Origin of the sequence: Escherichia albertii, from assembly GCF_028622335.1 — a bacterium.
GTDB classification, from domain to species: Bacteria; Pseudomonadota; Gammaproteobacteria; order Enterobacterales; family Enterobacteriaceae; genus Escherichia; species Escherichia albertii.
In genome coordinates this window covers 4,508,387-4,532,550 of the sequence record NZ_CP117568.1, presented here as the reverse complement: position 1 = coordinate 4,532,550, position 24,164 = coordinate 4,508,387, and the positions used below count along the sequence as shown (strand labels likewise).

Annotated in this window: 32 protein-coding genes and 2 tRNA genes; all 34 read right to left on the bottom strand. The window is 48.1% G+C overall.

Annotation, left to right across the window (positions count from 1 at the left end; translation table 11 throughout):
- Positions 1 to 66: 66 nt before the first annotated feature.
- Complete coding sequence (locus tag PS053_RS21920; protein WP_256909638.1) at positions 67 to 2,178, bottom strand: DNA transfer protein; 2,112 nt, start codon at positions 2,176 to 2,178, stop codon at positions 67 to 69.
- Positions 2,178 to 3,452, bottom strand: coding sequence for a DNA transfer protein (locus PS053_RS21915; RefSeq protein WP_256909637.1), 1,275 nt, complete (start codon positions 3,450 to 3,452; stop codon positions 2,178 to 2,180). The genes PS053_RS21920 and PS053_RS21915 overlap by 1 nt, the downstream gene beginning before the upstream one ends.
- A gap of 10 nt (positions 3,453 to 3,462) precedes the next feature.
- Positions 3,463 to 4,155 (bottom strand): hypothetical protein, encoded by a 693-nt coding sequence (locus PS053_RS21910; RefSeq protein ID WP_047662489.1) that lies wholly within the window; start codon positions 4,153 to 4,155, stop codon positions 3,463 to 3,465.
- 2 nt (positions 4,156 to 4,157) lie between these two features.
- Positions 4,158 to 4,613 carry a DUF2824 family protein gene (locus PS053_RS21905; protein WP_000627630.1) on the bottom strand — a complete coding sequence of 152 codons (456 nt, stop codon included), beginning with the start codon at positions 4,611 to 4,613 and terminating at the stop codon, positions 4,158 to 4,160.
- Positions 4,613 to 5,314, bottom strand: a complete 702-nt coding sequence (locus tag PS053_RS21900) for a phage tail protein (RefSeq protein WP_273774520.1) — start codon at positions 5,312 to 5,314, stop codon at positions 4,613 to 4,615. The genes PS053_RS21905 and PS053_RS21900 overlap by 1 nt, the downstream gene beginning before the upstream one ends.
- The gene (locus PS053_RS21895) at positions 5,314 to 6,732 is read right to left on the bottom strand and encodes a packaged DNA stabilization protein gp10 (RefSeq protein WP_273774519.1); all 1,419 of its coding nucleotides are present in this window, start codon (positions 6,730 to 6,732) and stop codon (positions 5,314 to 5,316) included. The genes PS053_RS21900 and PS053_RS21895 overlap by 1 nt, the downstream gene beginning before the upstream one ends.
- Positions 6,733 to 6,740: 8 nt before the next feature.
- Complete coding sequence (locus PS053_RS21890) at positions 6,741 to 7,223, bottom strand: packaged DNA stabilization gp4 family protein (protein ID WP_256879307.1); 483 nt, start codon at positions 7,221 to 7,223, stop codon at positions 6,741 to 6,743.
- Positions 7,198 to 7,383 carry a hypothetical protein gene (locus tag PS053_RS21885; RefSeq protein WP_000375637.1) on the bottom strand — a complete coding sequence of 62 codons (186 nt, stop codon included), beginning with the start codon at positions 7,381 to 7,383 and terminating at the stop codon, positions 7,198 to 7,200. The genes PS053_RS21890 and PS053_RS21885 overlap by 26 nt, the downstream gene beginning before the upstream one ends.
- A gap of 42 nt (positions 7,384 to 7,425) precedes the next feature.
- Positions 7,426 to 8,697 (bottom strand): P22 phage gp5 family major capsid protein, encoded by a 1,272-nt coding sequence (locus tag PS053_RS21880; protein WP_273774517.1) that lies wholly within the window; start codon positions 8,695 to 8,697, stop codon positions 7,426 to 7,428.
- An 11-nt stretch (positions 8,698 to 8,708) separates the two neighbouring features.
- Positions 8,709 to 9,593, bottom strand: coding sequence for a hypothetical protein (locus tag PS053_RS21875; protein ID WP_000426729.1), 885 nt, complete (start codon positions 9,591 to 9,593; stop codon positions 8,709 to 8,711).
- Positions 9,594 to 9,606: 13 nt separating this feature from the next.
- The gene (locus PS053_RS21870) at positions 9,607 to 11,733 is read right to left on the bottom strand and encodes a portal protein (protein ID WP_000852334.1); all 2,127 of its coding nucleotides are present in this window, start codon (positions 11,731 to 11,733) and stop codon (positions 9,607 to 9,609) included.
- Positions 11,734 to 11,735: 2 nt separating this feature from the next.
- Positions 11,736 to 13,148 (bottom strand): PBSX family phage terminase large subunit, encoded by a 1,413-nt coding sequence (locus tag PS053_RS21865; RefSeq protein WP_000200764.1) that lies wholly within the window; start codon positions 13,146 to 13,148, stop codon positions 11,736 to 11,738.
- Positions 13,145 to 13,570: a terminase small subunit-like protein gene (locus PS053_RS21860; protein ID WP_256879311.1), complete on the bottom strand. Its 426-nt coding sequence runs from the start codon at positions 13,568 to 13,570 to the stop codon at positions 13,145 to 13,147. Before PS053_RS21860 ends, PS053_RS21865 begins: the two co-directional genes overlap by 4 nt.
- A 79-nt stretch (positions 13,571 to 13,649) precedes the next feature.
- On the bottom strand, positions 13,650 to 13,892 hold the full coding sequence (locus tag PS053_RS21855; protein ID WP_000807788.1) for a DUF2560 family protein: 243 nt from the start codon (positions 13,890 to 13,892) through the stop codon (positions 13,650 to 13,652).
- Between the two features lie 129 nt (positions 13,893 to 14,021).
- On the bottom strand, positions 14,022 to 14,225 hold the full coding sequence (locus tag PS053_RS21850) for a hypothetical protein (protein ID WP_054413177.1): 204 nt from the start codon (positions 14,223 to 14,225) through the stop codon (positions 14,022 to 14,024).
- Positions 14,222 to 14,818, bottom strand: coding sequence for a Rha family transcriptional regulator (locus tag PS053_RS21845; protein ID WP_262933659.1), 597 nt, complete (start codon positions 14,816 to 14,818; stop codon positions 14,222 to 14,224). The genes PS053_RS21850 and PS053_RS21845 overlap by 4 nt, the downstream gene beginning before the upstream one ends.
- Positions 14,819 to 15,020: 202 nt before the next feature.
- The gene (locus tag PS053_RS21840) at positions 15,021 to 15,458 is read right to left on the bottom strand and encodes a lysis protein (protein WP_273774500.1); all 438 of its coding nucleotides are present in this window, start codon (positions 15,456 to 15,458) and stop codon (positions 15,021 to 15,023) included.
- Positions 15,455 to 15,952, bottom strand: coding sequence for a lysozyme RrrD (rrrD, locus tag PS053_RS21835; RefSeq protein ID WP_256879313.1), 498 nt, complete (start codon positions 15,950 to 15,952; stop codon positions 15,455 to 15,457). The genes PS053_RS21840 and rrrD overlap by 4 nt, the downstream gene beginning before the upstream one ends.
- Positions 15,952 to 16,167, bottom strand: coding sequence for a class II holin family protein (locus PS053_RS21830; protein WP_000839574.1), 216 nt, complete (start codon positions 16,165 to 16,167; stop codon positions 15,952 to 15,954). The genes rrrD and PS053_RS21830 overlap by 1 nt, the downstream gene beginning before the upstream one ends.
- A gap of 118 nt (positions 16,168 to 16,285) precedes the next feature.
- Positions 16,286 to 16,361: transfer RNA gene (locus PS053_RS21825), tRNA-Thr, on the bottom strand.
- 5 nt (positions 16,362 to 16,366) lie between these two features.
- Positions 16,367 to 16,441, bottom strand: a tRNA-Asn gene (locus PS053_RS21820).
- A gap of 53 nt (positions 16,442 to 16,494) precedes the next feature.
- Complete coding sequence (locus PS053_RS21815; protein WP_000658765.1) at positions 16,495 to 17,007, bottom strand: HNH endonuclease signature motif containing protein; 513 nt, start codon at positions 17,005 to 17,007, stop codon at positions 16,495 to 16,497.
- A gap of 194 nt (positions 17,008 to 17,201) precedes the next feature.
- Positions 17,202 to 17,720, bottom strand: coding sequence for an antiterminator Q family protein (locus PS053_RS21810; protein ID WP_001535924.1), 519 nt, complete (start codon positions 17,718 to 17,720; stop codon positions 17,202 to 17,204).
- The gene (locus tag PS053_RS21805; RefSeq protein ID WP_033555237.1) at positions 17,717 to 17,905 is read right to left on the bottom strand and encodes a protein ninH; all 189 of its coding nucleotides are present in this window, start codon (positions 17,903 to 17,905) and stop codon (positions 17,717 to 17,719) included. Before PS053_RS21805 ends, PS053_RS21810 begins: the two co-directional genes overlap by 4 nt.
- Complete coding sequence (locus tag PS053_RS21800) at positions 17,902 to 18,264, bottom strand: RusA family crossover junction endodeoxyribonuclease (protein WP_016248923.1); 363 nt, start codon at positions 18,262 to 18,264, stop codon at positions 17,902 to 17,904. The genes PS053_RS21805 and PS053_RS21800 overlap by 4 nt, the downstream gene beginning before the upstream one ends.
- Complete coding sequence (locus PS053_RS21795) at positions 18,265 to 18,789, bottom strand: HNH endonuclease signature motif containing protein (protein WP_059240179.1); 525 nt, start codon at positions 18,787 to 18,789, stop codon at positions 18,265 to 18,267.
- Positions 18,786 to 19,076: a DUF1364 domain-containing protein gene (locus tag PS053_RS21790; RefSeq protein ID WP_000002243.1), complete on the bottom strand. Its 291-nt coding sequence runs from the start codon at positions 19,074 to 19,076 to the stop codon at positions 18,786 to 18,788. Before PS053_RS21790 ends, PS053_RS21795 begins: the two co-directional genes overlap by 4 nt.
- A complete protein-coding gene (locus PS053_RS21785; protein WP_001286917.1) occupies positions 19,069 to 19,281 on the bottom strand; it encodes a hypothetical protein in 213 nt (70 codons plus the stop codon). The genes PS053_RS21790 and PS053_RS21785 overlap by 8 nt, the downstream gene beginning before the upstream one ends.
- On the bottom strand, positions 19,274 to 19,444 hold the full coding sequence (locus PS053_RS21780; RefSeq protein ID WP_113369279.1) for a protein NinF: 171 nt from the start codon (positions 19,442 to 19,444) through the stop codon (positions 19,274 to 19,276). Before PS053_RS21780 ends, PS053_RS21785 begins: the two co-directional genes overlap by 8 nt.
- Entirely contained in the window at positions 19,441 to 19,623 is a 183-nt protein-coding gene (locus PS053_RS21775; protein WP_001254221.1) for a NinE family protein, read from the bottom strand. The genes PS053_RS21780 and PS053_RS21775 overlap by 4 nt, the downstream gene beginning before the upstream one ends.
- Complete coding sequence (locus PS053_RS21770) at positions 19,620 to 20,060, bottom strand: recombination protein NinB (RefSeq protein ID WP_000736913.1); 441 nt, start codon at positions 20,058 to 20,060, stop codon at positions 19,620 to 19,622. The genes PS053_RS21775 and PS053_RS21770 overlap by 4 nt, the downstream gene beginning before the upstream one ends.
- A gap of 77 nt (positions 20,061 to 20,137) precedes the next feature.
- On the bottom strand, positions 20,138 to 23,044 hold the full coding sequence (locus tag PS053_RS21765) for a toprim domain-containing protein (RefSeq protein ID WP_273774490.1): 2,907 nt from the start codon (positions 23,042 to 23,044) through the stop codon (positions 20,138 to 20,140).
- Between the two features lie 107 nt (positions 23,045 to 23,151).
- The gene (locus PS053_RS21760) at positions 23,152 to 24,012 is read right to left on the bottom strand and encodes a replication protein (RefSeq protein ID WP_000067065.1); all 861 of its coding nucleotides are present in this window, start codon (positions 24,010 to 24,012) and stop codon (positions 23,152 to 23,154) included.
- Complete coding sequence (locus PS053_RS21755) at positions 24,005 to 24,151, bottom strand: DUF2740 family protein (protein ID WP_000166207.1); 147 nt, start codon at positions 24,149 to 24,151, stop codon at positions 24,005 to 24,007. The genes PS053_RS21760 and PS053_RS21755 overlap by 8 nt, the downstream gene beginning before the upstream one ends.
- Positions 24,152 to 24,164 lie beyond the last annotated feature (13 nt).

The window sequence follows — 24,164 nt, the reverse complement described above, 5'->3', positions numbered from 1 at the left end:
CATCCTAATGACAAACTATTCAAATGTGAAGCACGAGATAAGATCAATCCATCCGTGGACGACTAATTACTCCTGTGTCATTCCGCTTAGCGATGCCACAATCCCAGCCCTCGACAAACGCTGGAACTCTTCGTTTCCTAGTGCATCGCGAATTGCTTTTACGGCGGCCTTATTTGCCATAAATCTGCGTTCCGCCGCCGCTAATGCTTCTTTACTTCCGCCAGCTCTTACTGCTTTCGTGGCTTCCTGAACTGCTTTCTCTATCGCATATCGGCCGCTACGCGTGGTGGCAATTTTAGATACAGCACCTTTTAACCCGGCGCCAACTAAAGCACCTGCGGCAGCGCCTGCAATGCCCCCTCCTGCTCCACCAACAATGGCACCTGATGTTGAGTTGGCAATTGCATTTAACACTGTTGATGTGACGTTGGATAAACCGGCATCCAGATCGCGTAGTACATTGGCAGTTCTCCCTGTTCTTTCAATATACTGCTGAGGTTTCACTGCTGCTCTTGCAAGAGTGCCATATGCATCAGCAATTCTTCCGAGTTCTGAGGAATATCTGCTAATGGCTTTTACATTTTGTGGGGTAAGTATCCCTGCGATATGGTTAATTCCTGCTGCATCAGCTTTGCCACCACGTACACCATGCGAGATAGCATCTTGCAACATTGATGATATAGCAGGAACACGCTCTGATTCTGGCAGCGCGCGGATCATAGAATGGAACCCAGCAGGACCATTAAGACCTTTAGCTGACGATGATTGAAGGGATTTTACTCCATTCGTAATCAGTGCATCTGTTGCCAAATCACGCCCAAAAACAGACTCTGCACTCTCTTGTGCGGATAGCCTCGCTTTAGACAGATCATTAGCTTTTTGCCAGTCATCAAGAAATCCGCCGTTTTCCGCCATTGTGCGCATATCATCAGTAATTGCCCGGCGTATTTCCCCTGCTCTCCTTGCCGCATTTGCCTCTCCGCTACGCTTATATTTTTGCTCAGCATCAGCAAATTTCGCTCTCCATGCTTTCATGCCATCAAATGTTACTCCACCTTGATTGTTTGCCTGAACAAACTGTTTCATTTCAGGAGTAAGCGGTATGCCAGCAGATCTCTCTGCCTGAATAACGGCATTACCATTTAGCATTCTTGCTTTTTGATTTGGCATTGTTGACCGCACGTCATCCCATGCCGCGCGCTCGGCATCCTTCATCTGATCAAGATTTTGAAGAATCCTTTGTTTTATAGCCGCACTTTTTTCTGATGCCGTTCCAGATGCGGCCCCAAATTCATCAAGGTTTCGACTTAACTTTGATGATATTTCGTTAAATGCTGCCTGATGGGCATCCTGAACAATTCCTGGTGTTGATGCCAATGCGCCTTCGGCTTGTGCAATTCCACGACTTCCAGATCGCATTCCTGGTGTTAATGCGTTTATATCAATTCCAGCAGACTCAGCCGCTTTTGCTACATCTTCGGACACATTAGCGGCCTGACTGGCAATTGACTGACGCCCAGCACCTGACTTTGCCATCCTGGAAACATCATTAGCAGAATTCAGTGCTGCACCACCAAGAGCCTGTGAAACTCTTGGCGCAATAACGCGCCCGACACCTGAAAGAACGCCTTGAGCACCAATATTGATACCACCGTTAATGGCAGCATTTTGTGCAAAGTCGCCCTCCTGATTTGCAGCATCAGCAAGAGAACCTGCAATCATGTTTCCTGCGGAACCGATATCTCCAGCGAGCTTTGCTGTCGCTCCAACAGCTTTTGCCGCTGTGCCAATTGGCAGGAGATACCCACCAATTGTTTCACCGGCTTGCGCGTAAGGGTCTGTAGGTCGATCGACAGGGCGATAAACATCATCCAAAACCTTTGGACCACCAAGCCCCTGGCTGATTGCATTAATCAGACTTGCGCCACCCTGCAATACGTCAAATGGTATGTTTACCAGACCACGACCAGCCTGTTCTGCAATTTGCCCTGCACTTTGACCACCAGTGAGCCAGTCAGTAGCTTTTCCTACCAGAGATTGTTCTTCTGGCTGCGATTGGTTTTGAGTGGATTGATCATCAGAAGACAGCATCTGAGCAATGCGACGTGCTCCCTCAGTATCGCCGGCAGCATCAGCATTCCTTAACGCCGTCATCAACTGTTCACGACTATAGGCCATTACTGCCCTCCGAGATATTTATTAATCAGGTCATCATCAGAAAGCTGCTGTTGAGACGGTTGTATGTCCTTCCCGTATTTCTGTTGCATACGTTTCTGAGCCATCTCAGTGGTTTTTATGATTGTTTTGATAGCTGCTCTGGCTGATTTTTCAGACTGATTTGGGGACAAACTACCAATAGCATCCATTACCTTTTGCCCCTCGGCATTACTTAAAGCCCCCATCCCTTTCATCTGCTGAATGCCAGATAAGAATCCCTGAGATTTCAGTGTGTCAACCAGAGTTTCTGTATCAGCAGCCTCTGTTCCTGGAATGAATCTACTCGATAGTGGGTTTAGGTTTGTTCCGAAATATCCCGTGAAACCCGGGCTATTAAGAACTTTTGTAGCCGTCTCTATCGTTCTGGAAAGATTATCCATTCCAGAGTTGTACGCATCAGCCTTATCTCGCTTTGCCTGCTCCATAGCTTGCTGATTCTGCAATCTCTTGTCCTGCAATTCAGCAAGTTTTAAGGCATTAGTTTCATTTGCGATGAGTCTGTCGTATTTCTTGTCCTCTAATTCCATCCGACGAAGATTGACATTTTGTTGCGCAATATTGTTGCTTGCCCACCCTCTGGCATTTGTCATGTCATTATTACGGATTGTTTCGTTAATTCTTTGCTGCTCCTGCTGGCGACCAACCATCTTATCCTGAACAGCAAACGCCTTTTCTGGTCCAAGCGCACCGAGAGACATAGTAGTCAGCATGTGTGATAGCTGCTCTGGATTCTGGATACCTGTCTGAATCATCCAGTCAGCATTAGCACCAACGCGATTTAACCTGTCCTTGTTGTCAGTAATGAATTTACTGTAGGCTTCCGGTCCCTGAGAAAGAGCGACGTTAGCCCTCATGGCTAAATCGCCCATATCGTTGCGTTGCTGATCATTAAGACCGGAAAACGCCTGTTGTGCCTGTGCAACAAACGCTGGATTTTCCTGGGCAAACTTAAATAGTCCCGATGGATCACCAGAAGCCCATGCATCAGCGTGAACCTTATTGAACGCACTAATAGCTTTCTGTTGCTGTTCCTGATTGTAAATATCAGCAACTCCAGCCAGACCACGTAACGCGGTCAGACCAATGTTATTTGCACCTGAGCGAGCCAGTTCATTGTTTTCGCGGATCAGACCAAGCGTTGCGTTAATGTCGCTTGCCTTTGGCGCATTCTCATTTTGCGTACCGATGCCAGCCAGAAAACCACCAGAATTAATACCCTGTTGCCACGTAGCCATTGATTACCCCTTAAAACAACGAGCCAAGCAGACCAAGACCGCCGCCGATCGCAGCCCCCCACGGAGTTGATGAACCAATTAATTTCGCAAGTCCGGCCCCAGCAATAGCACCAGACGCACCTCCGCCAATAGCAGATTGCATTGCTGATGGTCTGTTGGCATTTGCCGCTGCAAGAGCCGCACTTTGCTGCGAAATCTGACTCATATTGTTGGCATATGTTTGCCCGGCGTTTGCCTGACCTTGCAGTGCGCCAAGACCAATATTTGCCAGATTCTGGTAGTTGTTCATCTGACCAGATAGCCATTGCTGACCAAGCGTTGGTGCGATTGTTGCTAACTGATTACCGGTTGCAGTGGAACCCAATCCACCTGTTGCTTCCGCTGCCGCCAGACTCTGATAGCGAGCCTGACCAGCAAGATCTTTGTACTGCTGAGAGTTGTAATACTGGTTAAGTGCCTGACCTTGCCCTTCCAGAGACGATAAGTTCTCGAGGCTGCCGACATACTTATCAGCCAGAGGAGTAAACGGCTTCAGGTTGTTCATGATGGTGTTGAACTGCTGATTTTGCAGGTCTGCGGCATACTTCTGGGCTTCTGCGGCATACTTTGCGCTTTTATCAGAACTGCCACCTTTCCCGCCTTTTTCATGGCAATAAGGTTCCTCGCCGCGCAGTTTTCTGCCCAGCTTAAATGCATATAACATGGCTATCTCCCGTGATTCAGGAAGTCGATTAGTTCTTCGCGTGTGGCGCTGTAAAAAGTCACGTCATCCACGCCTTTAAAGTATTTCTTGATGGTTCCGACACGCTTAAGGCCAATCATTGCGCAGTAAATCTGCCCGTGGCGGAATTTGCGTGCGGCGAACGATGTGACGCACTGAACGGTGGTGTTAGTCAGAATGTATCGCCAGAACGCCAGCCCGATTTCCTTGCTGAATCCACGAACCTCTGGCAGGTACATGGCGTGGCAATCGAAGGTCAGCGGCTGAATCTCCTGATAGTAAACAATGCCGCCAAACTGCCCGTGCACGTTCACCTCAAAGTAACGGCAATCAGGTTTGTAGTCGTATCCATCACCGTTATTGCTCCCGGCGATAATGTCAGGGTGATTTCCGACTGCTTCGATCAGGTCGATGTTTCGCGTTGGTTTGAATGTAATCATCAGTCAATCAGCCCATGTAATCTAAGTGCCGTTTCAAGCGCCAGAATACGCTGCCGCGCCTGCTGCAAACCTGTAGCGAGAGCTGCGACTTCGGATTGCGTGTACGTAGTGCCGACAGTGTATGACTGGTTTGCGTTGAATGAGCCAAGAAGTGGCGTACCTGTGGCTGCAGTCCATCCGGTCTGCCTTGCTCCAACGACCTGAATTCCATCAACTGAATATGATGTTTTTACATCCAGCGGTGACGCAAGAGACTGCGATTCGGTTACGGTTTTCGATACGTAATCACTCTTAATGTCAGATACATCGCTTTCTACGCCATCCAGTCTTTGGTCAACAGTGATCAGATGCGCCTGAATATCGATAACCTCATCCAGCAAGTAATCAACATCGCTACGCAGTACGACTATCTTCCCTTCGGCGGTTGTTAACCTGACCTCAAGGAGATTTATCGCTTTTGTGTTTGCGGTGATTCTTGCGTCGTGATCTGCCAGTTCGACGTCCTGTTCATCGTTTTTTACCTGAGCATCGTAAGCGCCCTGACCAGCCTGATTTGCCTTCCCGGCAATTGCGCCGACATCAGCTCCCTGATTTATGACATACAGCAGGTAAGACTGGCTGAATATATTGCGTGGAAGGATTGATGTATCGAGTCGTGTAGCCTGAATGACTACCGGCACATTGAGATTCGAATCCGCCATTACTCAATCCTTATCTGGCAGCCAGACAGAGTGACAGGTGACTTCGTGATAACGCGCAATTTGAAGCCGACATTTTTCCTGATTCGCCCGACACGCTTCCACAAAACGCGTTTGTCGTAAACGAACGGTTCATTCTGCTCAATCATCTGCTCACGCCCGTAATTGATGCCGTCAGTAGTTGCAGAGAGGAACAGGCGGTCAGCATACTGCGCAACGCCAGTTGAAGATTCAACTTCAAGGTCGAAAACTCTGGCGTTATCCGCTTTGAACAACGGAGTAAACAGCAGGTGTTCCTGTTGAAGACCATACTGACTGCTGATATCGAACTGCAATTTCCCGGTCACCGATTCCATCTTATCGCCGCACGTTATCTGATTGCCTTCGTAAATGAAGTCGATAGCGCGGTACACATCGTCATACAGGCCAGTTTTCAACACACACCATTGCGGACCATTGGCGCTTGAAGATGCGTCGTACACGAGAACATGGCGCGGAAGGTGGATAATCAGCAACTCATGAGCATCAAATCGCAGCGATTCCATCACACCATCAGCCAGTTCATCAGCAGTGTAGGAGCGGAGGATTTTCTCAATGCTCGCGCTGGCGATTGGTGACACCTGACCGGAGCCGATGATGTATACAGACGGCGCACCTGTTGCCGGATTGCTGATGAATGCATACGAGTCAGCAAACGGCGTTTTGCAGTAAGTCCCGGCAATGCCTTTTTGCACCATCAGTGATGGCTGTGCGACATACAAAGCAGCACCAACGGTGGTTGCGCCAGTAAGGGAGAAATATTCAATAGTCGATGAACCAAAGCAGACGATGAAGTCTCGCCATGTCCCGATACCGATGATGCCGTCCGGCTGAGACTCGGCACGATATTGTGCGCTGTATCGGTCAGGATGTGATTCGTCTTCAAGATCAGTGATAAACCATGAATCTGTACCGTCTTTTGACCACGCATAACGCCCGCGTAAGCGCGTAATGTCACGAACAGAACCTAACTCATACTGCGTGAATCCGCTGTCTGTAGGCCAGTTTGAGACGGTTTTAACCGTGCCATCATAGCGATACTCGACCAGTTGACCATTAACGCCTACCGCCTGTGATGTCCGACCATGCGCCATTGATACGCGACCACTTCCGGCAACATCACCGACCTCGCTTTCGCCCTTATACAACTTGCCACCACACACGCGATAAACAGCATTCTGCGCCATGTTGTACTCGACGCCGCGAGATAGACCGTTCACATCAGAACGTTTGGCAATGCCCGGGAATGAGCGAAGATATCCGCTGCTGTTCAGGATTTCTTTGGGTGTAGCCAGCATATTCACTGGCAGATAGTCGATATAGTCGGCGTTTCGGAAGTCTTTGCCGACACCTTTCATAAGCGGAAGTTGCTGAATAGGCATTTATTCACCTATGCGTTTGTGATATCGCCATCAATCAGAGGGAGATCGCCTGGATAATATCGGTCAGATGTGAACACGTCATATTTATTACCCTGTCCTACAGGAAAATCTCCACGTCGTCGTATTGAAGGAACAACCAGAGTGTCGGTCATCAAGGCATCATATGAGCGTTGGGCGTTACTGAGAACTTGCGGAGTTGGTTCAAGGCTGTAATCAGATAGCATTCTCAGCAATAACTGATAGCCTACTGCGTGTTTGTATTTTCTTGGAAGACCTGACTCATCATCTGGTAATGGCTGCTCATCTCCAGTTGCGAAAGCGTAACCAATGTCGCCGGGGTTAATCATCCACTCGGACATCATATCTTCCAGATCATTTACACCATCTTCAATTGATTGCGGCTCAACATCAGTCAGCGATGCATTAGAAGCAATAGCAAACTTACGAAGCGCAAAAAGGACGATCTCACCCTTTGTCAGTACTGTTGCCATTGTCTGCCGCCTTACGACCTCGCTTACTGGTCGGTTTCAATTCATCAACTGAGGCAACAAAGCCCAACTTTTCGAAAAACTGGAAGTCTTTTTCTGCGATAACGGCCTGTACATGCCCGGATTCGTTATCTGCGGCAAGGAATACACTCATGCGATCCATATTGTTTCCTTAAAACATAAAAGGGGCGTAAGCCCCTTGTTATTACGGATTACCGAAGAACTGACCGCCCATGTGAGGGTTAAAGCACACATATGCAGGCAGTAAGTCGAAGCGCATTTTTTGCACGTTGGCATCGCCATCTGCGTATTTATGTACGCGGATGGAGAAACCTTCATATGTTGCAACAGCAGAATCAATACTGTGCAGTTTCGGCAGTGGGATAGAGCCAAGTCCACAGAAGAACTTGTTATAGAACAGGTTTGGCTTCATTGTCTGGCTAGCAGTGCCTACTACAGATACGTCATCGCCTGCCGCTACCTGACGACTTACAGAGTTGTACTGCGGGTTTGTAGTGTCATAAATCGGAACACCAGAAAGCGTAACCGTCACATCGCCACTGCCGTCTGAATCAGCATCAGCAGTAACCGTTGCAGTGAAGCTAATTGGTGTGGCTCCGTTATACAACGCCTGTTTGGTCTGCTGTTGCAGCCAGTAGGTATTGGTGAATTTAACCTGATCACCAGCTTTCAGGAAACCTGTAACGCTGGTTGTCGCTCCGGTCAATGTTACAGTGAACTGGTATGAGTCTTTAACTGCGTTATAGGTAACAGTTGGCTGTGTTTTGACTGTCAGTGTTCCGCCAAATGCCCCCTGAGTACGAGAGGCAAGCCCATTAGACATCAGTGCGCGAATGCCGCCAAAATTGGTTGGGATCTGTGCATTCTCCCATGCAGTACGAACCAATTGATCTGAAGCGTGCAAACCAGTCTGCGCATCAGCAAGTCGCTGTGCAGACCATGGATCCATTACAGCATAGTTTTCACCTTCATTAACGCCGAGGTCTTTCAGGAAAGATGCCGTCTGCGCAACATCAGACCATTTGGTGATTGGAGTATTGGGGCTACCAAGTGACAACGCACCGTTATTCATCATGAAGTGAGCAAGCTCTGTTTCAAGGTCGGTAACGATTCGCTGGCGAACCGGCGCGAGAATTTCTTCCAGTTGGTTAAGCTTGATCGCTTCCTCCAGTTGCTGATATTCAACAGCAACAGTGATGTAGTTACCTACACGCCCCGTAGCTTTACCTGAGGTCAGGTTGTTTTTATTTTTCCCTGAAATATCACCAGTGGGAGTACGGAGGGATGAGAATTGATGCGGACGTTTAAAGCTAACGCTATCGCCAGTGCTGGAGTTGATTTCACCTGCCAGCAACTGACGGTCTACGGTTTTCGCCAGAACTAAATCTGACATAAAACCCGGAAGGAATTTTTTCAGAACGATTTGACTGACGTTACTGTCGAGATTGTTAGGCATTTATCTTTTCCTTATTCGATTTTTGCGCCGGGGCATAATTTGTTGAATTCGTCTTGTTTCGCATCAGCACCGCCACCACGTACTTCCGGCTCTGGCTTGATGGCTTTCTTTGGTTTTGGAGCAAGGCTTACCTGTTTGCTAATCTGCCCCAAGAGGAATGCTGCGCGAATTGGATCTGTCTCAGCGGCTACACGCTGGCGTAATTGCTGGCTCTTACCTAAGCCATAGGCGAGTAGTTCAGAGCCTTCGTCTGCACAGTGAATGATGATTTCCTGCTGAATTGGTGGTAGCTCACTAAGAACAATGGCCTCCATTTCCTGATAATCTTTCACAGGAAGTTTGGCTGCCCGTTGTTTATGCGCTTCTACCCTTTGCTGGAAACGCTGTTGGTATTCCTGTTGCTGACGTAGTTTTTGTTGCTGCTGCTGTTCGACACGGCCTTTTTTCTCATGCCAATCAGTCAATGCCTGTTCAAACGCCTGTTCGTCATAATCACACGACTCAAGAGTCGGTTTTGGTGGAATAGCGTCTGGTTGTGGTTGCTGATGTTCCGCAGGCTTGGCTAATGCTTCCTCAAGCTGGCGGCGCAACTCACGGTTTTCTTTCTGTGTTTCTTTGAAGCCTTTGCGAAGATCTTTCACCCATTGCGGTGCAGGTTGCCCGTCAATGTGATCATCATCGTCAGCGTTAAGCTGAATTTCTTCATCACCAATACGCAAGGCGTAATCTTCTGGTGTCTCTTCGGTTTTTTCAGGATCAGTTGCCATCTCTTTTCCGTTGTCATCCTGGCTTTCATTCTCAGGCTGTGACTCTGTTTGGATGATGGTTTCTTCTGCATTTTCCTGTGTTTCAGACAGGTCAATAACCTGACCGTCGATGATCAGTTCGTTTTCCATTGATTACTCCTGGTTAACTCGGCATTAAGTCTGCCGGTGACTGTGGTGGTGACTGGAATTGCTGTTGTTGTGACTCGGCGACATCTTTCAGAAGGCGTATTGCCTCCATCACTGCTTTGTCATCGATGTTTCTGGCTTGAGCCAGTTTATAGACAGTGTTTGCCTGACTCTCCATCGCATCCTGCTGGGCAGTAAATGCTTTGATTTGAGTTTGAGCAGTTTCGTTAGTTGCTTTTTGCGCTTCTGCCTGCGCTGCTACCATTTGCGCCTGAGCGAGAACCATTTCAGGATTTGGCTGGCTTTGTGCTGCCATTTGCGCCTGTTGAACAATCTGCTGCTCTTTCTCATTGCGTGGTTTTGCAATACCAGATATCAGTAGTTGGTTTCGGTTGTACTCTTTGAAGTCATCAAGGCCTTCGCCATCGATATTGTCCAGAATAATACCCTGAATTGCCGGGCGCATTGGGTCTGTTGGAAGCATAGAGCTAAGGACATTTGTCAGTACAGAAACCGTTGCATCACGTCGTGCTGTGTAGCTTGGTCCAACATCAACCGTCACATCGTATCGACCGACAGAAAGGTCATTTAACGCAACAACAGCCCCTGTTTGCCTGTCAACAACCTGTGCGCTCAGGACAGCGATATCATCACTTCCATCTTCGTTAACGATGCGCACTTCACGTTCTGAACCGTACACTTCACGCGCCATTGACAGCCATACTTCACCAGCGCGTTTAAGACTTTTCGCCATATTGTCCAGATAGATAAACGAAGCCATATCGGCTCTGTTCATCAAGTTGTTAACCGTTTCCTGAGCAATATTACTTGGCATCTGCTGCATGGCCTGACTGCCGCCTGTAACCTCCTGAATATCTGCACTTGTTTGCTGTAGTAATGCAGCCAATGCCTGATTCATAACCGCAGGCTGTGTATATCCTGCCGGGGTAGCTCCAGCGATAATGTTGCCAGATTTATCTCTCACTTCGCGCAAAGGCAAGAACGCTGGTCGTTTCTTGTTGCGAGCCTCCCAGTGCTTCTCAAGTCCACGAATTTGCTCCATGCCAACTATAGGGATCTGACCGGGGTCTTGCGCTGCAGTATCAGCCAGCATTGATACCTGAAGGTTATACAAACGCTGTGGATCCATTGCTTTTGCAATATGTCCTTCGACACGCTCAATGTCATCAATGAACCAGCGTTTTCCATAAACCGGGATGAGGGGGATATGCTCACCAGGAATACGTCGAGGTTTCTCAAGGAAACCATCACCATCCACTACGGATACATACACACGACGGCGCTTCACTGAGCGCCTTGCCACTTCCTGAAATCCAGCTATTGCCAGTTCATCTTCAATATCTTCAACCTGATCACTGTCGTATGTTGCAATCTCTCCAGTGATTGGATGTCGATAACTGATGACGTCAACAGACTCTTTACGAACTTCGTAATACTTCGCTATGTAAATAACATCTGCATCAAACCAGTCATATTCCCAACTGGTCATAGACGTTACATCCAGAGAAGCAGGAGGTTTCTTTCCGTATTCAGCCTCATATTTTTCAGGTGACAACGAATACATACAGAACGCCCACAACGCGTCAGATTTGTCGTACTTCTTAGCGTCAGGGTCAAACCACACAGAGCGCGACGGGTCGTATATTGGTTCAATAGCAATACGCTGACGATCGTCCATGGGGTCGTATTCATTGACCAGCATCGACGTCAAACGGAAGCAACCGAAACCACCAGTAGCAGCGTCGTCAAATGCATTATCGCAAGCCTCACCGCCATCAGTTTCTTCGTAGTCAGCACGGAACAGACCATTTAATTTATTGGCTAACTCTTCGCTTGCCTCTCTGTCACCAGGACGAAACTTAACGGTGATTCTGTTATTGCGGTATTCTGCAATGATGCGGTTAAGTTCAGTTGCAACCTTATTGATTTCAAACTTAGGATACTTCTCGAACTGCTCATCAAGCTTAGTTCCAGCCGCCGTTGCTCCTTCCCATTGACCTCCGGGGACACGAGCAAACCTCGTAGCTTCAATGCACTTTTCGCGCACTTCCTGCTGTGGAGAATAGGCGCGGTCAAACCTGAGCATGATCCGCTCATGTTTTTTCTCTAATGTCTCTGCCATGTTTACCAACCGGAGGATGAGGGAACGTATATTTCAGTTTCTTCGCGGACCAATGCCGGGCAATGCATACACATCATCAGCGCATCAGCCAGGTTAGGAGATGGAATACCGAGCTTCTGCTTCATTTCGACCTTAGTCATAAGCTCCAGCTTCCCGTTGTTATTGAATTTGCGCTGAATCTGCGTCAGTTCTGCAAACAGCTTCTCCAGCATCTTCTCGCCTATCGCTTCTTTGTCGAAACTCAGCATGTCGTCGGGGTCTGCATACTCACCGTGAACAACCGCCCGATATGTCAGATACAGCCTGTCAGCCAGCGCGTAATAGAATTGCGCTCGCTTATTGCGGAACACATCGCCAATAGTGCGAACGTTGTCGCCCTGTACGACTTCATCGGCCCATGCTCCGGCCTGATATGGTGCATCTTCATCGAATGGCGATTCGCTACCCTTGAACATCGTGGCGGTGATTTTCTTGCCGGAGAACGCTTCCGTTGTCTGTCTGCGTAGCCCTGCACCGACACCATCGCCATCCCACAAGTAGTGGTCAGCGCCGTCTTCAATCGCCAGCGAAGTAGCCCAGTCAGCACCCTCGTTGATGTCCATCAGCAGACCTTCAGCAATGCGCTTAACTACCGAACCGTGACGCGATGCATAACCTTTAGCATCTGGCCCTGTATCTGATGGGTCATGAGCAGAGACAACCGCGCCTTTCGCTTTCCATCCTAGTTTCTTGTGCGCATCGGTTGCGGCTTCAAGCCATTCACGTTTGATGATTGCCATATCACTTGCGCTTACCGGCTCACCAAGCCAGATGTGACGATACAGTGTCGGATTTCTGCGTTTGCACTCTTCCATCTCCAGACGGAGAACTTCAGGAAAGTGCGGGTTGTCGGTGTAGTTCACCGTCAGCAGACAAATATCATCGGGAGGGTTTACTACGAATCGCTGATAGGTATCGTCGAGGATGTTTTTCGGGTTGAAGCTCACCCATATTTCGGAAAATGGCTTGCGGATGGTTGGTATCAGGATATCCCACGATTCCTTTGTTACCGCTTCCGCTTCTTCCACCCAGCAGATATCAATGCCTTCGAGCGATTTAATCTTAGTCGGGTTGTTTTTTATGCCGTAGAACATGAATTCAGCATTCGTTCCGAGATGACGAATCATTGAACGCTGAATTTCAAACTCAGCCGAATACCCTTCCCGCTCTATGGTGTCTTCAAGCAACCGGATTACCGAATCGCTGATACTGTTTTGCAGTTCACGAGCGCAGAGAATACGCACTGGCTGCCGACGCGCCGCTTCAACAAGCAGCCTCGCAATTGCCCATGACTTACCGCTACCTCGACCGCCTTTGGCGACTTTGTAGCGATGCGCCTCAATGAACGGTTCAAAGATAGGATTAATCGAGGTCATTTTCCGAATAGAGTACTCATCGGTGATGTTTCAATCTGGATTGCGCCGCCGTCTTTGCCGACAAGCTCGTTAGTTACCTTGTCGCCATACTTACGGGGATTCATTCGGGCCAACGCCCATTTGCGTGTATCAACGCGAAGTCTTGCCTTTGCCACCTCTGCAGCATCTGGAATCGCAGTGTCAGCAATTTCGAATATCTCTTCGAAAATAGAATCAGCTCGCGCCTCAGCTGCCTTCGCGTACTTGTCTCTAAATTCGTCATGCTCTGACAGCCAGCGAAATACAGTAGCCTTTGCTGGCATGCCGGGGCGCTTGCAAACCTTAACCAGACTTTCCCCGGAGGCAAGCAGCGCACAGATATCATCAGCCACCTCCGGCAGGTAATCCGAAGGGCGACCGACATTCTTTTTCTCAGTCGCCATATTGATTATTTCCCTTCTGCTTGCTTATCCCATTCATCGCGGAATTTGGATGGGTTGTCGAAACCTTGAGTTGCCATGTTTACGCTCCGGTAGTGAACAGGTCTAACGCTTCCTTCGATTTACGCACCGCTTCGATAGTGCGGGTCGTGATATCTGAATTAGCGCCACCCGACTGGAAGTGAATTTTGAATAGCTCAAGCTTCAGCTCGTCAGTGCCAATGAACTGAAATGCTTCCTCTGCGGCTGCGTTCTGGTTCATGACCAGTTTATAAATCTCTAACTGGAATTTCTGTTCTTCAGTCATGGGAATAATCTCTGCCATTGTTGGCTCCGTTTATCCGTTAAAAGGGATATCAGTTAAGTTATCCCGTGTAGGGTATAAGCCATTATCAAGCCCACCAGTAGATGGGCTTTGTAATGGAGAGCCGTTGTGAAAGTGGCTCTCAGACTGTCATTTTTTCCCTTTCTGTTTACCTGCCCACTGTTTTGCAATGTACAGGCAGTCATCGAAAATTCGGCCTTTTCTGCTGGCTTGTGAACAACGGCGGTAATGTTCCACCGCCATGTCAGCGCCAGTCATAGCCGCGTTTTGGTCGTATCCAAACTTTATTAACTCGGTTGTTACATTTTTATGTATGAAATCAATCGGAGTCATGCTGGTTTACCATCAGGGAAATCCCCCATGTCACATAGCTTGAACTGAATCAGATCCTTCACAAGCTGCTCAGCCTTTTTAATGGCCTTCTTCTCTTTCTTCCGACGAGTCATGAGAGCGCTACCTGCTTGACCGTGCATTTCAAATGAGAACTTCTCAGCAGCCGCGACACGGTTTTGCATTTCGCTGATTGCCATATCGGTCAGGCCAGAGAAATCGAGAAGGTTAATGTCCTTCCCCCTCTCAAGCTCAGTCATGTGGTCATACACCTGCGCCTGAAGCTCATAGCTGTAGCTCATTGCCATGAGGCAAGCTTCACGCTTGGGAAAATTGTAAATATCCCTCTCCACAACACCACCTGTTCCGTTGATATAGGTATCAGTTGCAAAAAATTTTGCAGCTGCATCCCCGAGGACCTTGGGTACTTTCTTCATGAAACTGCGGTGTTCGAGTTTGCGATATTTCTTACAGGGGAACGCAAGCCCCTCCGCCTCCGCTTTGGATTTCCGATCAGCATTAATGTAATCCACCATCTCAAGACTGCTCATGGTCGGGTATTCGCCAGAAGGAAGAACGGTTAATGATTTGTTCATGTCGGTATTTCCTTTAGAAAGTTGAGCCTGTTCGCACAGAAAAGCCGTCCCCGAGAGGTCCTCACCTATACGGCAGTTCTCAGGCTCAGCTTTCTGAAAGACTCGGGATTGTTACGCGCTGCGATACGCTGTGAAATTCAGATGTAAAAAAAGCCCCGCATCGCGAGGCTCATTAAATTGACTTTGTGATTTGCAAAAAAAATTATTTCAGGCATTGCGTCCTGATGTATTCCTGCAGGTAGTTAACCTGCGCGGTTATCCTGTCGATTCCACTTCGGAGACGGTAATAATTGAGTTCAGCATCTGCTGTAAGTCTTGGGCTTTCTCCATCGCCCATGCTGCTGGCTTCGGTCGTTGACTTTGCACAGGTGGCGGCGACTTGCAGGCGCTTACGACCAGCAGAAACATCAGCACGGAGACTTTCGATAGTCGCGTTAGCATCAGCAAGCTCCTTTGTGTATCTGGCGTCGAGTTCTGCTACATCACGTTGACGCCTCTGCATGTCAGCGATAATGGATGCGGCTTTATCGCGCTGCTCTTTGTAGGTAATGGCGTTATCACGGTAATGATTAACAGCCCATGACAGGCAGACGATGATGCAGATAACCAGAGCGGAGATAATCGCGGTTACTCTGCTCATTGCTGCCCCCACAAACAGACTTCACGCTCAATCTCACGGCGAGTCATCAGCCCTTTCCATTGCTTACCGCCAGCGTATGTCCAACGCCGTAGCTGATCACATGCGCCTTTGATATCGCCCTGGTTTATTTTGCGAAGAAGCGTCGATGTTCTGAAATTGCCAGCGCCCACGTTGTAAACGAACGAGTAAAGAGCGCCGCGCATTGTTTCCGGTATATCGACTTTGATGTACGGGTTAATTTGTCTGGCGACCGTGGCAAGGTCTTTATTCAGGAGAGCTTTGCATTCTGCTTCGGTATACGTTTTACCGAGCATGATGTCTTTTCCAGTGTGTCCGTGACATACAGTCCATACGCCAACGATATCTTTGTATGGTATGTAGCTGACACCTTCCAGACCATCGTCACCACTCGGACCAGTGATTAACACAGATGCTATAGCAATAGCTCCGCCACCAATAGCAGCAGCAACGGCTTTTCGTAATGATGGAGGCATTATTCACCTCTCGCAGCCTTTCGTCTGTCTTCTCTGATTTTGAAATACAGATTTGTCAGATAAGTGAGAAAACCCAACACAAGGCTTCCAAGCACTCCAATCGCAGCCCACTGTGACGGACTGACCTGATCCAACCACTGCAAAAACCAGTATCCCGCACTACCAGCGGATGTTCCGTAGGCAATGCCAGTTGAGATTTTGTCCATTGATTTCATAGCAACGCCTCCGCCAGTAACGGATTGCGTAGTTCTTATATTGGGAAGGGAAAAAAAGAAGGCCGCAGCGTAACTATCACTGATGAATTCAGGATAGCCAGTGGCTACGGCTCAGTTATGGTGCTGGTTAACGGACTTGAACCGCTACACATTCGCTTACAAGGCGACTGCTCTACCATTGGAGCTAAACCAGCATATTTGGCGGGACAGCGTGGACTCGAACCACGATAAGAAGGTTAACAGCCTTCCGTAATGACCTTTATACGACTGACCCAAATAAAAAAGCCACCGTTGCAACTTAAGAGTCACTAACGGCAGCTTACATCTTTAAACGGTATGATATTTCATTCTGGCTGCCTCAAAAGCCGCAGCGGCAAGTTCGGCAGTGTCATGGTATCCAAGGTTAATACACTTTCCAGACGCATTAATTCTTGCTCTCCATTTCCCGTACTTAGCATCCCAAGACACGCCACGGTATCCAGATTTATTATTCTTCTGAATTTTCCTGTTTTGCATATTTTCGGAATGAGTGACAAGACGAAGATTTGATATCCGGTTATCTGTTCTTACCCTGTTGATGTGATCAATAAAACCATCGGGCATGGTGCCATAAACAATCAACCATGCCAGTCTGTGAGCAGGGTATGCTTTACCATTAATCATAATCATTAAATACCCATCAGAATTTATTGATGAGCATTTCTTGAAAGCAAAACGAGAGTTCCATGTCAAAGTGGTCCTCTCTCTCCCCTGCCTCCATCTCCAGTGAAAGTCGCCTGATGATGGATTGTAATCAACAACAGAAAGCACCATTTCTGGCGTTAATTTTATTTCTTTCATCGCTTTACCTTAGGGATAGAGCCTGTTCGCGTAGATATGACAGCCAAGAGCGGAGCGATGTTTCCACCACCATATCTCAGGCCCATATCACTAAGACTCTTGTTTTGATTGCACGCGAATGCAAAAAAGCCCACAGGAGGTGGGCTTGTGATGGTTGCTGAATGCAAAAGCAGCGGCATATGTGAATATTATGGCTAAATGGATAATTGCATGTCAAGGTTTTTAACAGCAACATGCTTAACTTTCTCAACACGTTTACGCATTTTGAAAGCATTTTGCATTGGTTGGTACAAAACAAATAATGACGCTTTCAGGATATCGTCAATTTCGTTTCTACAGGTTGCCAGTGAAGGTTTTCTCCATCCCTCGCCACCACGTCCACACATCTTGCGTGGCTTTGCAGTCGCGTGATAGTAGGATGCAATTGCTCGCTTAGATGAACCATGAGCGTAGTAGCTGAGGAGGATGCCAAAGGCTTTTTTGTCAATGTACATGACGGAATCGACGACCTGAGAAATCAACATTCCATCATCATCATTGCACATTGGCCTTGTCATAACTCTTCCCGGCTCTACGCTCTCCATGAACTTCGCTATTACGCTGCTCATGCGCTTTTCAAGACGACCTGAATAAACCCATGCGCCCCACAGTTCAAGCCAGCCATTCAGCCACTCGTGCTGTTCTTTGGTGAGGTTTAGCTCTCTTATGCTCATCGTCTTCCCTTTGTGCCTGGCGTGACCATCAGGACGCCGTTAACTATTACGTGACGCTCGCCTTTGCTGTCTCGGTTGTACTTGAGCACTGTTCCTCTTGCGCAGGAAAGCATCCTCGCCACTTCGGTCTGATTGCCTCGTGTCTGGATAAGAAGCTCTGGTATCGTTTGAATTGTGGCGTTCATACGTTCTCCAGTTCGGTGATTTTTATTCCAAGCCTTCCACCTGGTACTTTCACACCACGAATTACGCGAATGTCATCGAATTGCTCGTCGTCTTCCGCAAATCCGGCGTGGATAAGGGAGTCGAGTAAACCTTTCAGGATGTTATCGAGGTCGCGGCGGCGGGAGTCTGGAACGTCTGCGATGACTTTGATGCGGAGTCGTGATTTGGTGAAAATGTCTAACTTAAGTTGGCGGATGATTTGCTGAACGTCTTTTCGGTATTTCTGGCCTTTATCGCTGATGTAGTATTGGCTTCCCCGTCTTCGCCAGTAGGTATTCAGCGACGGTGGGTACGGAAGTGTGAATCTGTATTCTGCCATTTATCCTCTCCCATGATTATGGTGATAGCCCAATCGTGATTCCGCCAATTTTCTGGCATTAACGGCTAGAGATATGTCATCGTATAATCCAAGAAATATCTTTTTATTATCACTGTTTATATATGCGCCCCACTTTTTATTCTTCTTATAGTAGGCAACGCCAATTACTCCAGAGCGATTATTAATAGGCTTTTTTCTGTTCCTTGAGTTCTGTTTATCATCTACAACGCGCAAATTGCATATTCTGTTATCGCTTTTAATTCCATTTATGTGGTCAATTTCCCCATCAGGTTCACTTCCATAAAAGGATATCCATGCGATTCTATGAGCTCGACAAACTTTTTTATTTACAGATATACGAACGTATCCTTTTTCATCTATAGAACCAGCAATCTTACCGGCATATGTTGAATTCCAGCACTCTCTTACACTTTCTCTTCTCTTGTATATAAACAAACCTGTTTCGCTATTATATTCATACAATTCATTGATTTCTTTTTGTGTTGGATATCTTTTACCGTTCATGGCTTAATCTTCCCCTCCTTCAGTAGTATCGCCTGCGTCCTGATCACGCCTTCGAGGTGGTAAAGTCTGGCGTCTTTGTTGTCGAGATTATGGGTGCGTCGGTCGATTTCATCGTGACACGCGCTACAAGCCCATGCGCCGATCAGGTCGTCAGGCTTCATTCCCGTTCCGCAAATTCCAGCCATCCGGTAATGTGCCAGAACTGTAGTTTCAGGATTGCCATTGCATACGCCGTAAATACGTACCTGGCATTCTCTGCCGCGCGCTTCTTTGCGTAGGTTAGCCATTTACCTTCCCTCGCAATTGAAGAATTGACTGAAGGTCTTTTTTAATAAATATGCGAGTGCGAATTGAGCAGTAGTTTTCCTTCATTCTGGCGTAGTAATAGTCTTTTCTTTGCTTAAGCTTGTTGGCATCCGCTGTCATCCAGTCTTTTACAGCAAACTTAATTAACCAGCGGTGGCAGAGATACCATTTCAGGTAATCACTCATCGTCTTCTTCCTCGTACATTGAGCTATTCGGATCGCTCATCAGTTCTGCGCAACAATCTGAGCACACGTGAACTTCCAGCACATGCAGCTTCTGACCGCAGTTAGCGCACGTTAAAGCCTGCTCGACGCTTTCTTGTTCGTAACTTCGATTTGGGTCAATCACCTTGTTTTCCTCGCACGATGTCTTAGCCACCGGATATCCCACAGGTGAGCCGTGTAATTGAAGGTTTTTACGTCAGATTCTTTTGGGATTGGCTTGCGTTTATTTCTGGAGCGTTTCGTTGGGAGGTATTTGCAGTTTTCGCAGATGATGTCGGTGAAACTTCGTCGCTGTCGTCTCATGCCGCCCTGTCTCCCCATCGCGCTTTCCATTCGAGAGCCAGTCGCGCTTCGTCTGACCACTTAACGCCACGCTCTGTACCGAATGCCTGTATAAGCTCTAATAGCTCCGCAAATTCGCTTACACGCATCCTGCTGGTTGACTGGCCTATTACCACAAAGCCATTCCCGGCAAGGTTAGGAACAACATCCTGCTGCTTTAATGCTGCGGTAAACACACACTTCCAGCTTTCTGCATCCAGCCAGCGACCATGCCATTCAACCTGACGAGAGACGTCACCAAGGCAAGCCCAAAGCTTTCGATTCTGGTCTAAGCTGCGGTTGCGTTCCTGAATGGTTACTACGATTGGTTTGGTTGGGTCTGGAAGGATTTGCTGTACTGCGTGAATAGCGTTTTGCTGATGTGCTGGAGATCGAATTTCAAAGGTTAGTTTTTTCATGACTTCCCTCTCCCCCAAATAAAAAGGCCTGCGATTACCAGCAGGCCTGTTATTAGCTCAGTAATGTAGATGGTCATTTAATACTCCGTCACGTTTTCCTGTCGCCACGCCTCGTCATATTCCGATTTCGGCATATTGGCGATGTAGCTATATGGCGATCCTGATTCAAGTTGCAGGAACTGGTGCGATTGCTCGTCAAGGAACAACGGGACACCACCTTCCCAACCTTCGCCGTTACGTTGTTTTTCAAGCATCAAAACAGATGCCGGAGATGCCAGTAGCTGTTCGTCCTTCTCTGACATCTTTTCACCACTCTGAACTCTCTGTAACGCTCTCTCGCGAGCCTTGTTACGCCAGATGATGAAAAGGTTGTCTGTCAGGTCTGTTATCGCTCCAGAGCCTTTTACGTCCATTTTCCCGGTTGGTTTTTCTTCGCTGTCACCTTTTCGCGAGTGAGTAACGAGAATGACGTGGGAGTTTGTTTTGTTTTTGAAATCGCAAATCGAGTCAACAAACGCCTTCTGCCCGTTATAGTCATCGTCGCCTATGCCACATTTCATCAGGCTGTCGATGATGAATAACTGGATGCCGTATCGGCGGCGAGCGTAGTCGAATATTTCGATCAGCCTGTCGGCTTTCGCCGTTCCGGTCAGGCCAAACACCCAAAGTCTTTCGTCATAAAATTTAAATGCAGAGTCAATTTCCAGCACTGGCGGCATCTTGCAGCACGTCGCCTGACGGGTAAGGCGCTTAAGGAGAATACCAGGCTTCAGCTCAAGTGACGCGATGCACGTCTTCACACCCTGACGCATTGCCTCAAGTGCCATATGCCCGACAACCTCGGTGTTATGCGTTGCCACATATCCTCTGGTTACATACAGGTGGCGAGGGTGATCGACCATGATACACAAGCATTCTGCATTGCCGATTTTTTCAACATTCCTGACGAATACCCCACACCCCTCGAATCGATGCGCAGTTAATCTGCCATTGAGTCGTGGTGAACGGATGGCCTCCCTGATTTCCCTTGTCAGTCGTATCCTTGCCTCATATGAATCCATCCCATGCCGCTTATCGCCCTTGTATGTGTATGTCACGCCAGTTTTAACTCGCGTCCGGCATGAACCGCCGAGTGAGTTAACCAGTTGAACAACCCCATTACGCAGTTCTTCACTTGCTGAGGAAAAAACAAGCGTTCCATCCTTCTCGACATAACCATCCGTTTCAAGCAGACCACACAGCATTCCTATACGCGTTGATTTGTTTGCGGAAAAAAACACACGAGGGATGAATTTGTTTTTTGCTGTGCACCCCATTAGTCCATAAACTCGCAGGGTCTCCATGAGTGGATTTACCTGACCACGCGCCGTTGATATCAGCCAGTCCTTACCATCTCCAGAGAAGTTGTAATCAGGCAGTTCAGCCTTCATACGCTCGATCATGTATGGCTCGACGTTTGAAAACTTCACGCTCCCATTGCTAAGACTACCATCCCCGAGAAGGGAGCCGATAACCCATGCTAATGGCTCTGAGTGGTCGCCAAAGTCACCAGTTATTTCGGGTATCCTGACGCCATTTTTGTGCCTCTTCGTTTCACTCAACCGTTTCAGCTCGAAGGTGTCTATCACGCGGCGCTTCTCGCCTTTCGTGAATCCACGACTAGTGACCTCCCATAGGTGATCGCCTGCGCAATCAACATAACGACCATCTTCAAATGTGACTCGGTAAACATCTCTAACACCCTGCGGGAATATCCCGGTGACAGTTGACGGATTGCCGTCTACTGATGCCACCTGATCGCCAATTTTTACATCCCCGTGAGTAGTCCATTCACCATTAGCGAGCAGAATTGGTTCATCAAGTGGACAGGCTTTTCCGTGACCGTTCACACCATTGACCAGCGTCAACTCTGCCTCACGGAACTGGAATTTATCTGCCAGAGATTCCCACGGTGGATTAAACAGATACTGCTGCTTGCCGTAGAAAGCGTTGATAGTGTCCTGGTAAAACTCTCGCGCGCTGTAGAGTTCTTCAGGATCGAAGTAGGATGCCGTGCCGATGTACTGCCAGATTTCATCCTCGGTAACACCGTTCATCAGGCATTCGTTGATGTCTTTGTACGGCAGAGTAACAAGACGGCAACGATGTTCACCGAGTCGGCTTGCGATTTCCCTTGCGGCTTCACGACCAACATCATCAACGTCCATCGAGATGAATATTTCCTCAAACCTGTCGAGGTTGTGATACTCAAACTCAATCCACTGTTGCTTAGCGCCTTTCCCGCCACCAAACGGCACGGATAACGCCGAGATGCCGTATTGCGCATAGCTCATACAATCAATTTCGCCTTCGCAAAGTACAACCGCCCTCACGCCAGCGTCCAGAGCCTGCCATCCGAACAGACAAGGTTCGCAATCACCTTCTGCCATAATGACTTTCTTCCCGTCCGGGCGCTCAGTGCTGATTCGCTTGACCTGCAACAACTCACCATCGCGTTTGTACGGAAGCACCAGAGCATCCAGTTCTCGCTCTCCATTCCACACCTTGCCGCTGACAACCTCGTAGCGCTTTACGACTTCTGGCGATATGCCACGCGATTGCAGGTACTCAAGATGGGATTCTGTTCTGGTAACGTAGCGGGCGATTTTCTTGCGATCAGGTCTGGAGAATTTTTTCTCACGTTTGGCATCGAAATGGTGATCGTCATCCTTGATACCGAGAAATGCTTTCGCTTCCTGCATAGCCTGATGCAGGTTAATTCCACGACATGCCATCCACAAATCAAGCATGTCACCGCCGTCTCCCTCAGCGAAATCAGCCCATTTTTTCTTGCCGCTAAGGTTGACCTTAAGGCTGTTTCCCTTGTCACCGTTGACGTTACCGGCAACCCACTCATGCCCCTCTTTCTTGCCGTTTGGCAGCAGGTGCGGAGCCACCCTGTCAACCTGCGCCCAAAGCAGGTCGCTAAGTTCACTTGGCGTCATGATTCCCTCAGATTGAGATTTTTAAACCAGAAATCGACAAACGAAATACTTAACCAGCCGTGGTTATAACCAGCGACCAGTAGCGATTTGATTTTTGATTTCATGGTTCACCTGTCGAAAAACACGTAGCCAGTTTTCGATACGGTGATTGCGGATGATGGTTTGGATTGTGGTTGAATAGTTTCTGGCTTCTCGTCGTTCCAGCGCTGACCGTTCAGGTAGCTCGATGGTAACAACCTGTCGAATCCGAACTGCTTACCATTCCTGCATGCGATGTCTTCTGCCAGCATCGTGGCAAACTCGCTTGCGGTACCCCTGGTAGTTTTACGCCATTCCCTGAACTGTGTTCTGAATGCCGAAGCTGCGTTTTTCTTCCCGGCTTTCCGCATGCCTGCACACCAGAATATTTCCTCGAATGCCTTGTCGGTTTCTTCGTGACGGTCAGGTGATTTTTCACACTCCGTCCGAACACTTTCGGACATAGTGTTTTTATTATTTCTTTTTTCTTTTGTAATAGTTTCTTTTGTGTGTCCCTGTTTTGGTGACAGCGCTGTCACCGTTTTGGTGACACTTTTTGTCACCAATGCAGTGACATTATCACCAGAGTAGTGACACCCTTCGATTTGCCATTCTTCGATGTTCTTGTTAGGCCCGATTTGCTGGCCTTCGCGAAGGATAACCTTCATCGCGATAAGCTCATTCTTGGCCTTGTTTACCTTCTGTCTTGGCAGCCTGGTAATTTGAGCTAACTGACTATCAGAGATGCGATCCATCTTTTTACCGTAGCCGTATGTTTTACGGCATATGGCGTGGGCAACCTTGCTCTGATTTTTAGTTAAATCTGCGCCGATAAGCTCTTCATACAGGGCATTTGCAAGACGGGTATAACCATCTTCAACTTCTGCCACACGACGCTCCACAGGCCGTTGTGAAGGCCTTAAATGTGTTACGGTTGCAAGATTACTCATGACCTTTCTCCTTCTGCATCAGCTTCACTTTTTCCAACTCAGCCCGGAATCGACCAGGCTGCTTGAAGCTGGACAGGAAGCGATCACGTAGTATGTGTTTGTGAATTTTGTCCTGGTAAGGACTGAGTTGTTTTGTCATAATGACTCCTGTG

Bases quoted from the DNA above. Each gene is read 5' to 3' on its own strand.
- PS053_RS21920 (WP_256909638.1), bottom strand. From the start codon at position 2,178: ATGGCCTATAGTCGTGAACAGTTGATGACGGCGTTAAGGAATGCTGAT.
- PS053_RS21915 (WP_256909637.1), bottom strand. From the start codon at position 3,452: ATGGCTACGTGGCAACAGGGTATTAATTCTGGTGGTTTTCTGGCTGGC.
- PS053_RS21910 (WP_047662489.1), bottom strand. From the start codon at position 4,155: ATGTTATATGCATTTAAGCTGGGCAGAAAACTGCGCGGCGAGGAACCT.
- PS053_RS21905 (WP_000627630.1), bottom strand. From the start codon at position 4,613: ATGATTACATTCAAACCAACGCGAAACATCGACCTGATCGAAGCAGTC.
- PS053_RS21900 (WP_273774520.1), bottom strand. From the start codon at position 5,314: ATGGCGGATTCGAATCTCAATGTGCCGGTAGTCATTCAGGCTACACGA.
- PS053_RS21895 (WP_273774519.1), bottom strand. From the start codon at position 6,732: ATGCCTATTCAGCAACTTCCGCTTATGAAAGGTGTCGGCAAAGACTTC.
- PS053_RS21890 (WP_256879307.1), bottom strand. From the start codon at position 7,223: ATGGCAACAGTACTGACAAAGGGTGAGATCGTCCTTTTTGCGCTTCGT.
- PS053_RS21885 (WP_000375637.1), bottom strand. From the start codon at position 7,383: ATGGATCGCATGAGTGTATTCCTTGCCGCAGATAACGAATCCGGGCAT.
- PS053_RS21880 (WP_273774517.1), bottom strand. From the start codon at position 8,697: ATGCCTAACAATCTCGACAGTAACGTCAGTCAAATCGTTCTGAAAAAA.
- PS053_RS21875 (WP_000426729.1), bottom strand. From the start codon at position 9,593: ATGGAAAACGAACTGATCATCGACGGTCAGGTTATTGACCTGTCTGAA.
- PS053_RS21870 (WP_000852334.1), bottom strand. From the start codon at position 11,733: ATGGCAGAGACATTAGAGAAAAAACATGAGCGGATCATGCTCAGGTTT.
- PS053_RS21865 (WP_000200764.1), bottom strand. From the start codon at position 13,148: ATGACCTCGATTAATCCTATCTTTGAACCGTTCATTGAGGCGCATCGC.
- PS053_RS21860 (WP_256879311.1), bottom strand. From the start codon at position 13,570: ATGGCGACTGAGAAAAAGAATGTCGGTCGCCCTTCGGATTACCTGCCG.
- PS053_RS21855 (WP_000807788.1), bottom strand. From the start codon at position 13,892: ATGGCAGAGATTATTCCCATGACTGAAGAACAGAAATTCCAGTTAGAG.
- PS053_RS21850 (WP_054413177.1), bottom strand. From the start codon at position 14,225: ATGACTCCGATTGATTTCATACATAAAAATGTAACAACCGAGTTAATA.
- PS053_RS21845 (WP_262933659.1), bottom strand. From the start codon at position 14,818: ATGAACAAATCATTAACCGTTCTTCCTTCTGGCGAATACCCGACCATG.
- PS053_RS21840 (WP_273774500.1), bottom strand. From the start codon at position 15,458: ATGAGCAGAGTAACCGCGATTATCTCCGCTCTGGTTATCTGCATCATC.
- rrrD (WP_256879313.1), bottom strand. From the start codon at position 15,952: ATGCCTCCATCATTACGAAAAGCCGTTGCTGCTGCTATTGGTGGCGGA.
- PS053_RS21830 (WP_000839574.1), bottom strand. From the start codon at position 16,167: ATGAAATCAATGGACAAAATCTCAACTGGCATTGCCTACGGAACATCC.
- PS053_RS21815 (WP_000658765.1), bottom strand. From the start codon at position 17,007: ATGAAAGAAATAAAATTAACGCCAGAAATGGTGCTTTCTGTTGTTGAT.
- PS053_RS21810 (WP_001535924.1), bottom strand. From the start codon at position 17,720: ATGAGCATAAGAGAGCTAAACCTCACCAAAGAACAGCACGAGTGGCTG.
- PS053_RS21805 (WP_033555237.1), bottom strand. From the start codon at position 17,905: ATGAACGCCACAATTCAAACGATACCAGAGCTTCTTATCCAGACACGA.
- PS053_RS21800 (WP_016248923.1), bottom strand. From the start codon at position 18,264: ATGGCAGAATACAGATTCACACTTCCGTACCCACCGTCGCTGAATACC.
- PS053_RS21795 (WP_059240179.1), bottom strand. From the start codon at position 18,789: ATGAACGGTAAAAGATATCCAACACAAAAAGAAATCAATGAATTGTAT.
- PS053_RS21790 (WP_000002243.1), bottom strand. From the start codon at position 19,076: ATGGCTAACCTACGCAAAGAAGCGCGCGGCAGAGAATGCCAGGTACGT.
- PS053_RS21785 (WP_001286917.1), bottom strand. From the start codon at position 19,281: ATGAGTGATTACCTGAAATGGTATCTCTGCCACCGCTGGTTAATTAAG.
- PS053_RS21775 (WP_001254221.1), bottom strand. From the start codon at position 19,623: ATGAGACGACAGCGACGAAGTTTCACCGACATCATCTGCGAAAACTGC.
- PS053_RS21770 (WP_000736913.1), bottom strand. From the start codon at position 20,060: ATGAAAAAACTAACCTTTGAAATTCGATCTCCAGCACATCAGCAAAAC.
- PS053_RS21765 (WP_273774490.1), bottom strand. From the start codon at position 23,044: ATGACGCCAAGTGAACTTAGCGACCTGCTTTGGGCGCAGGTTGACAGG.
- PS053_RS21760 (WP_000067065.1), bottom strand. From the start codon at position 24,012: ATGAGTAATCTTGCAACCGTAACACATTTAAGGCCTTCACAACGGCCT.
- PS053_RS21755 (WP_000166207.1), bottom strand. From the start codon at position 24,151: ATGACAAAACAACTCAGTCCTTACCAGGACAAAATTCACAAACACATA.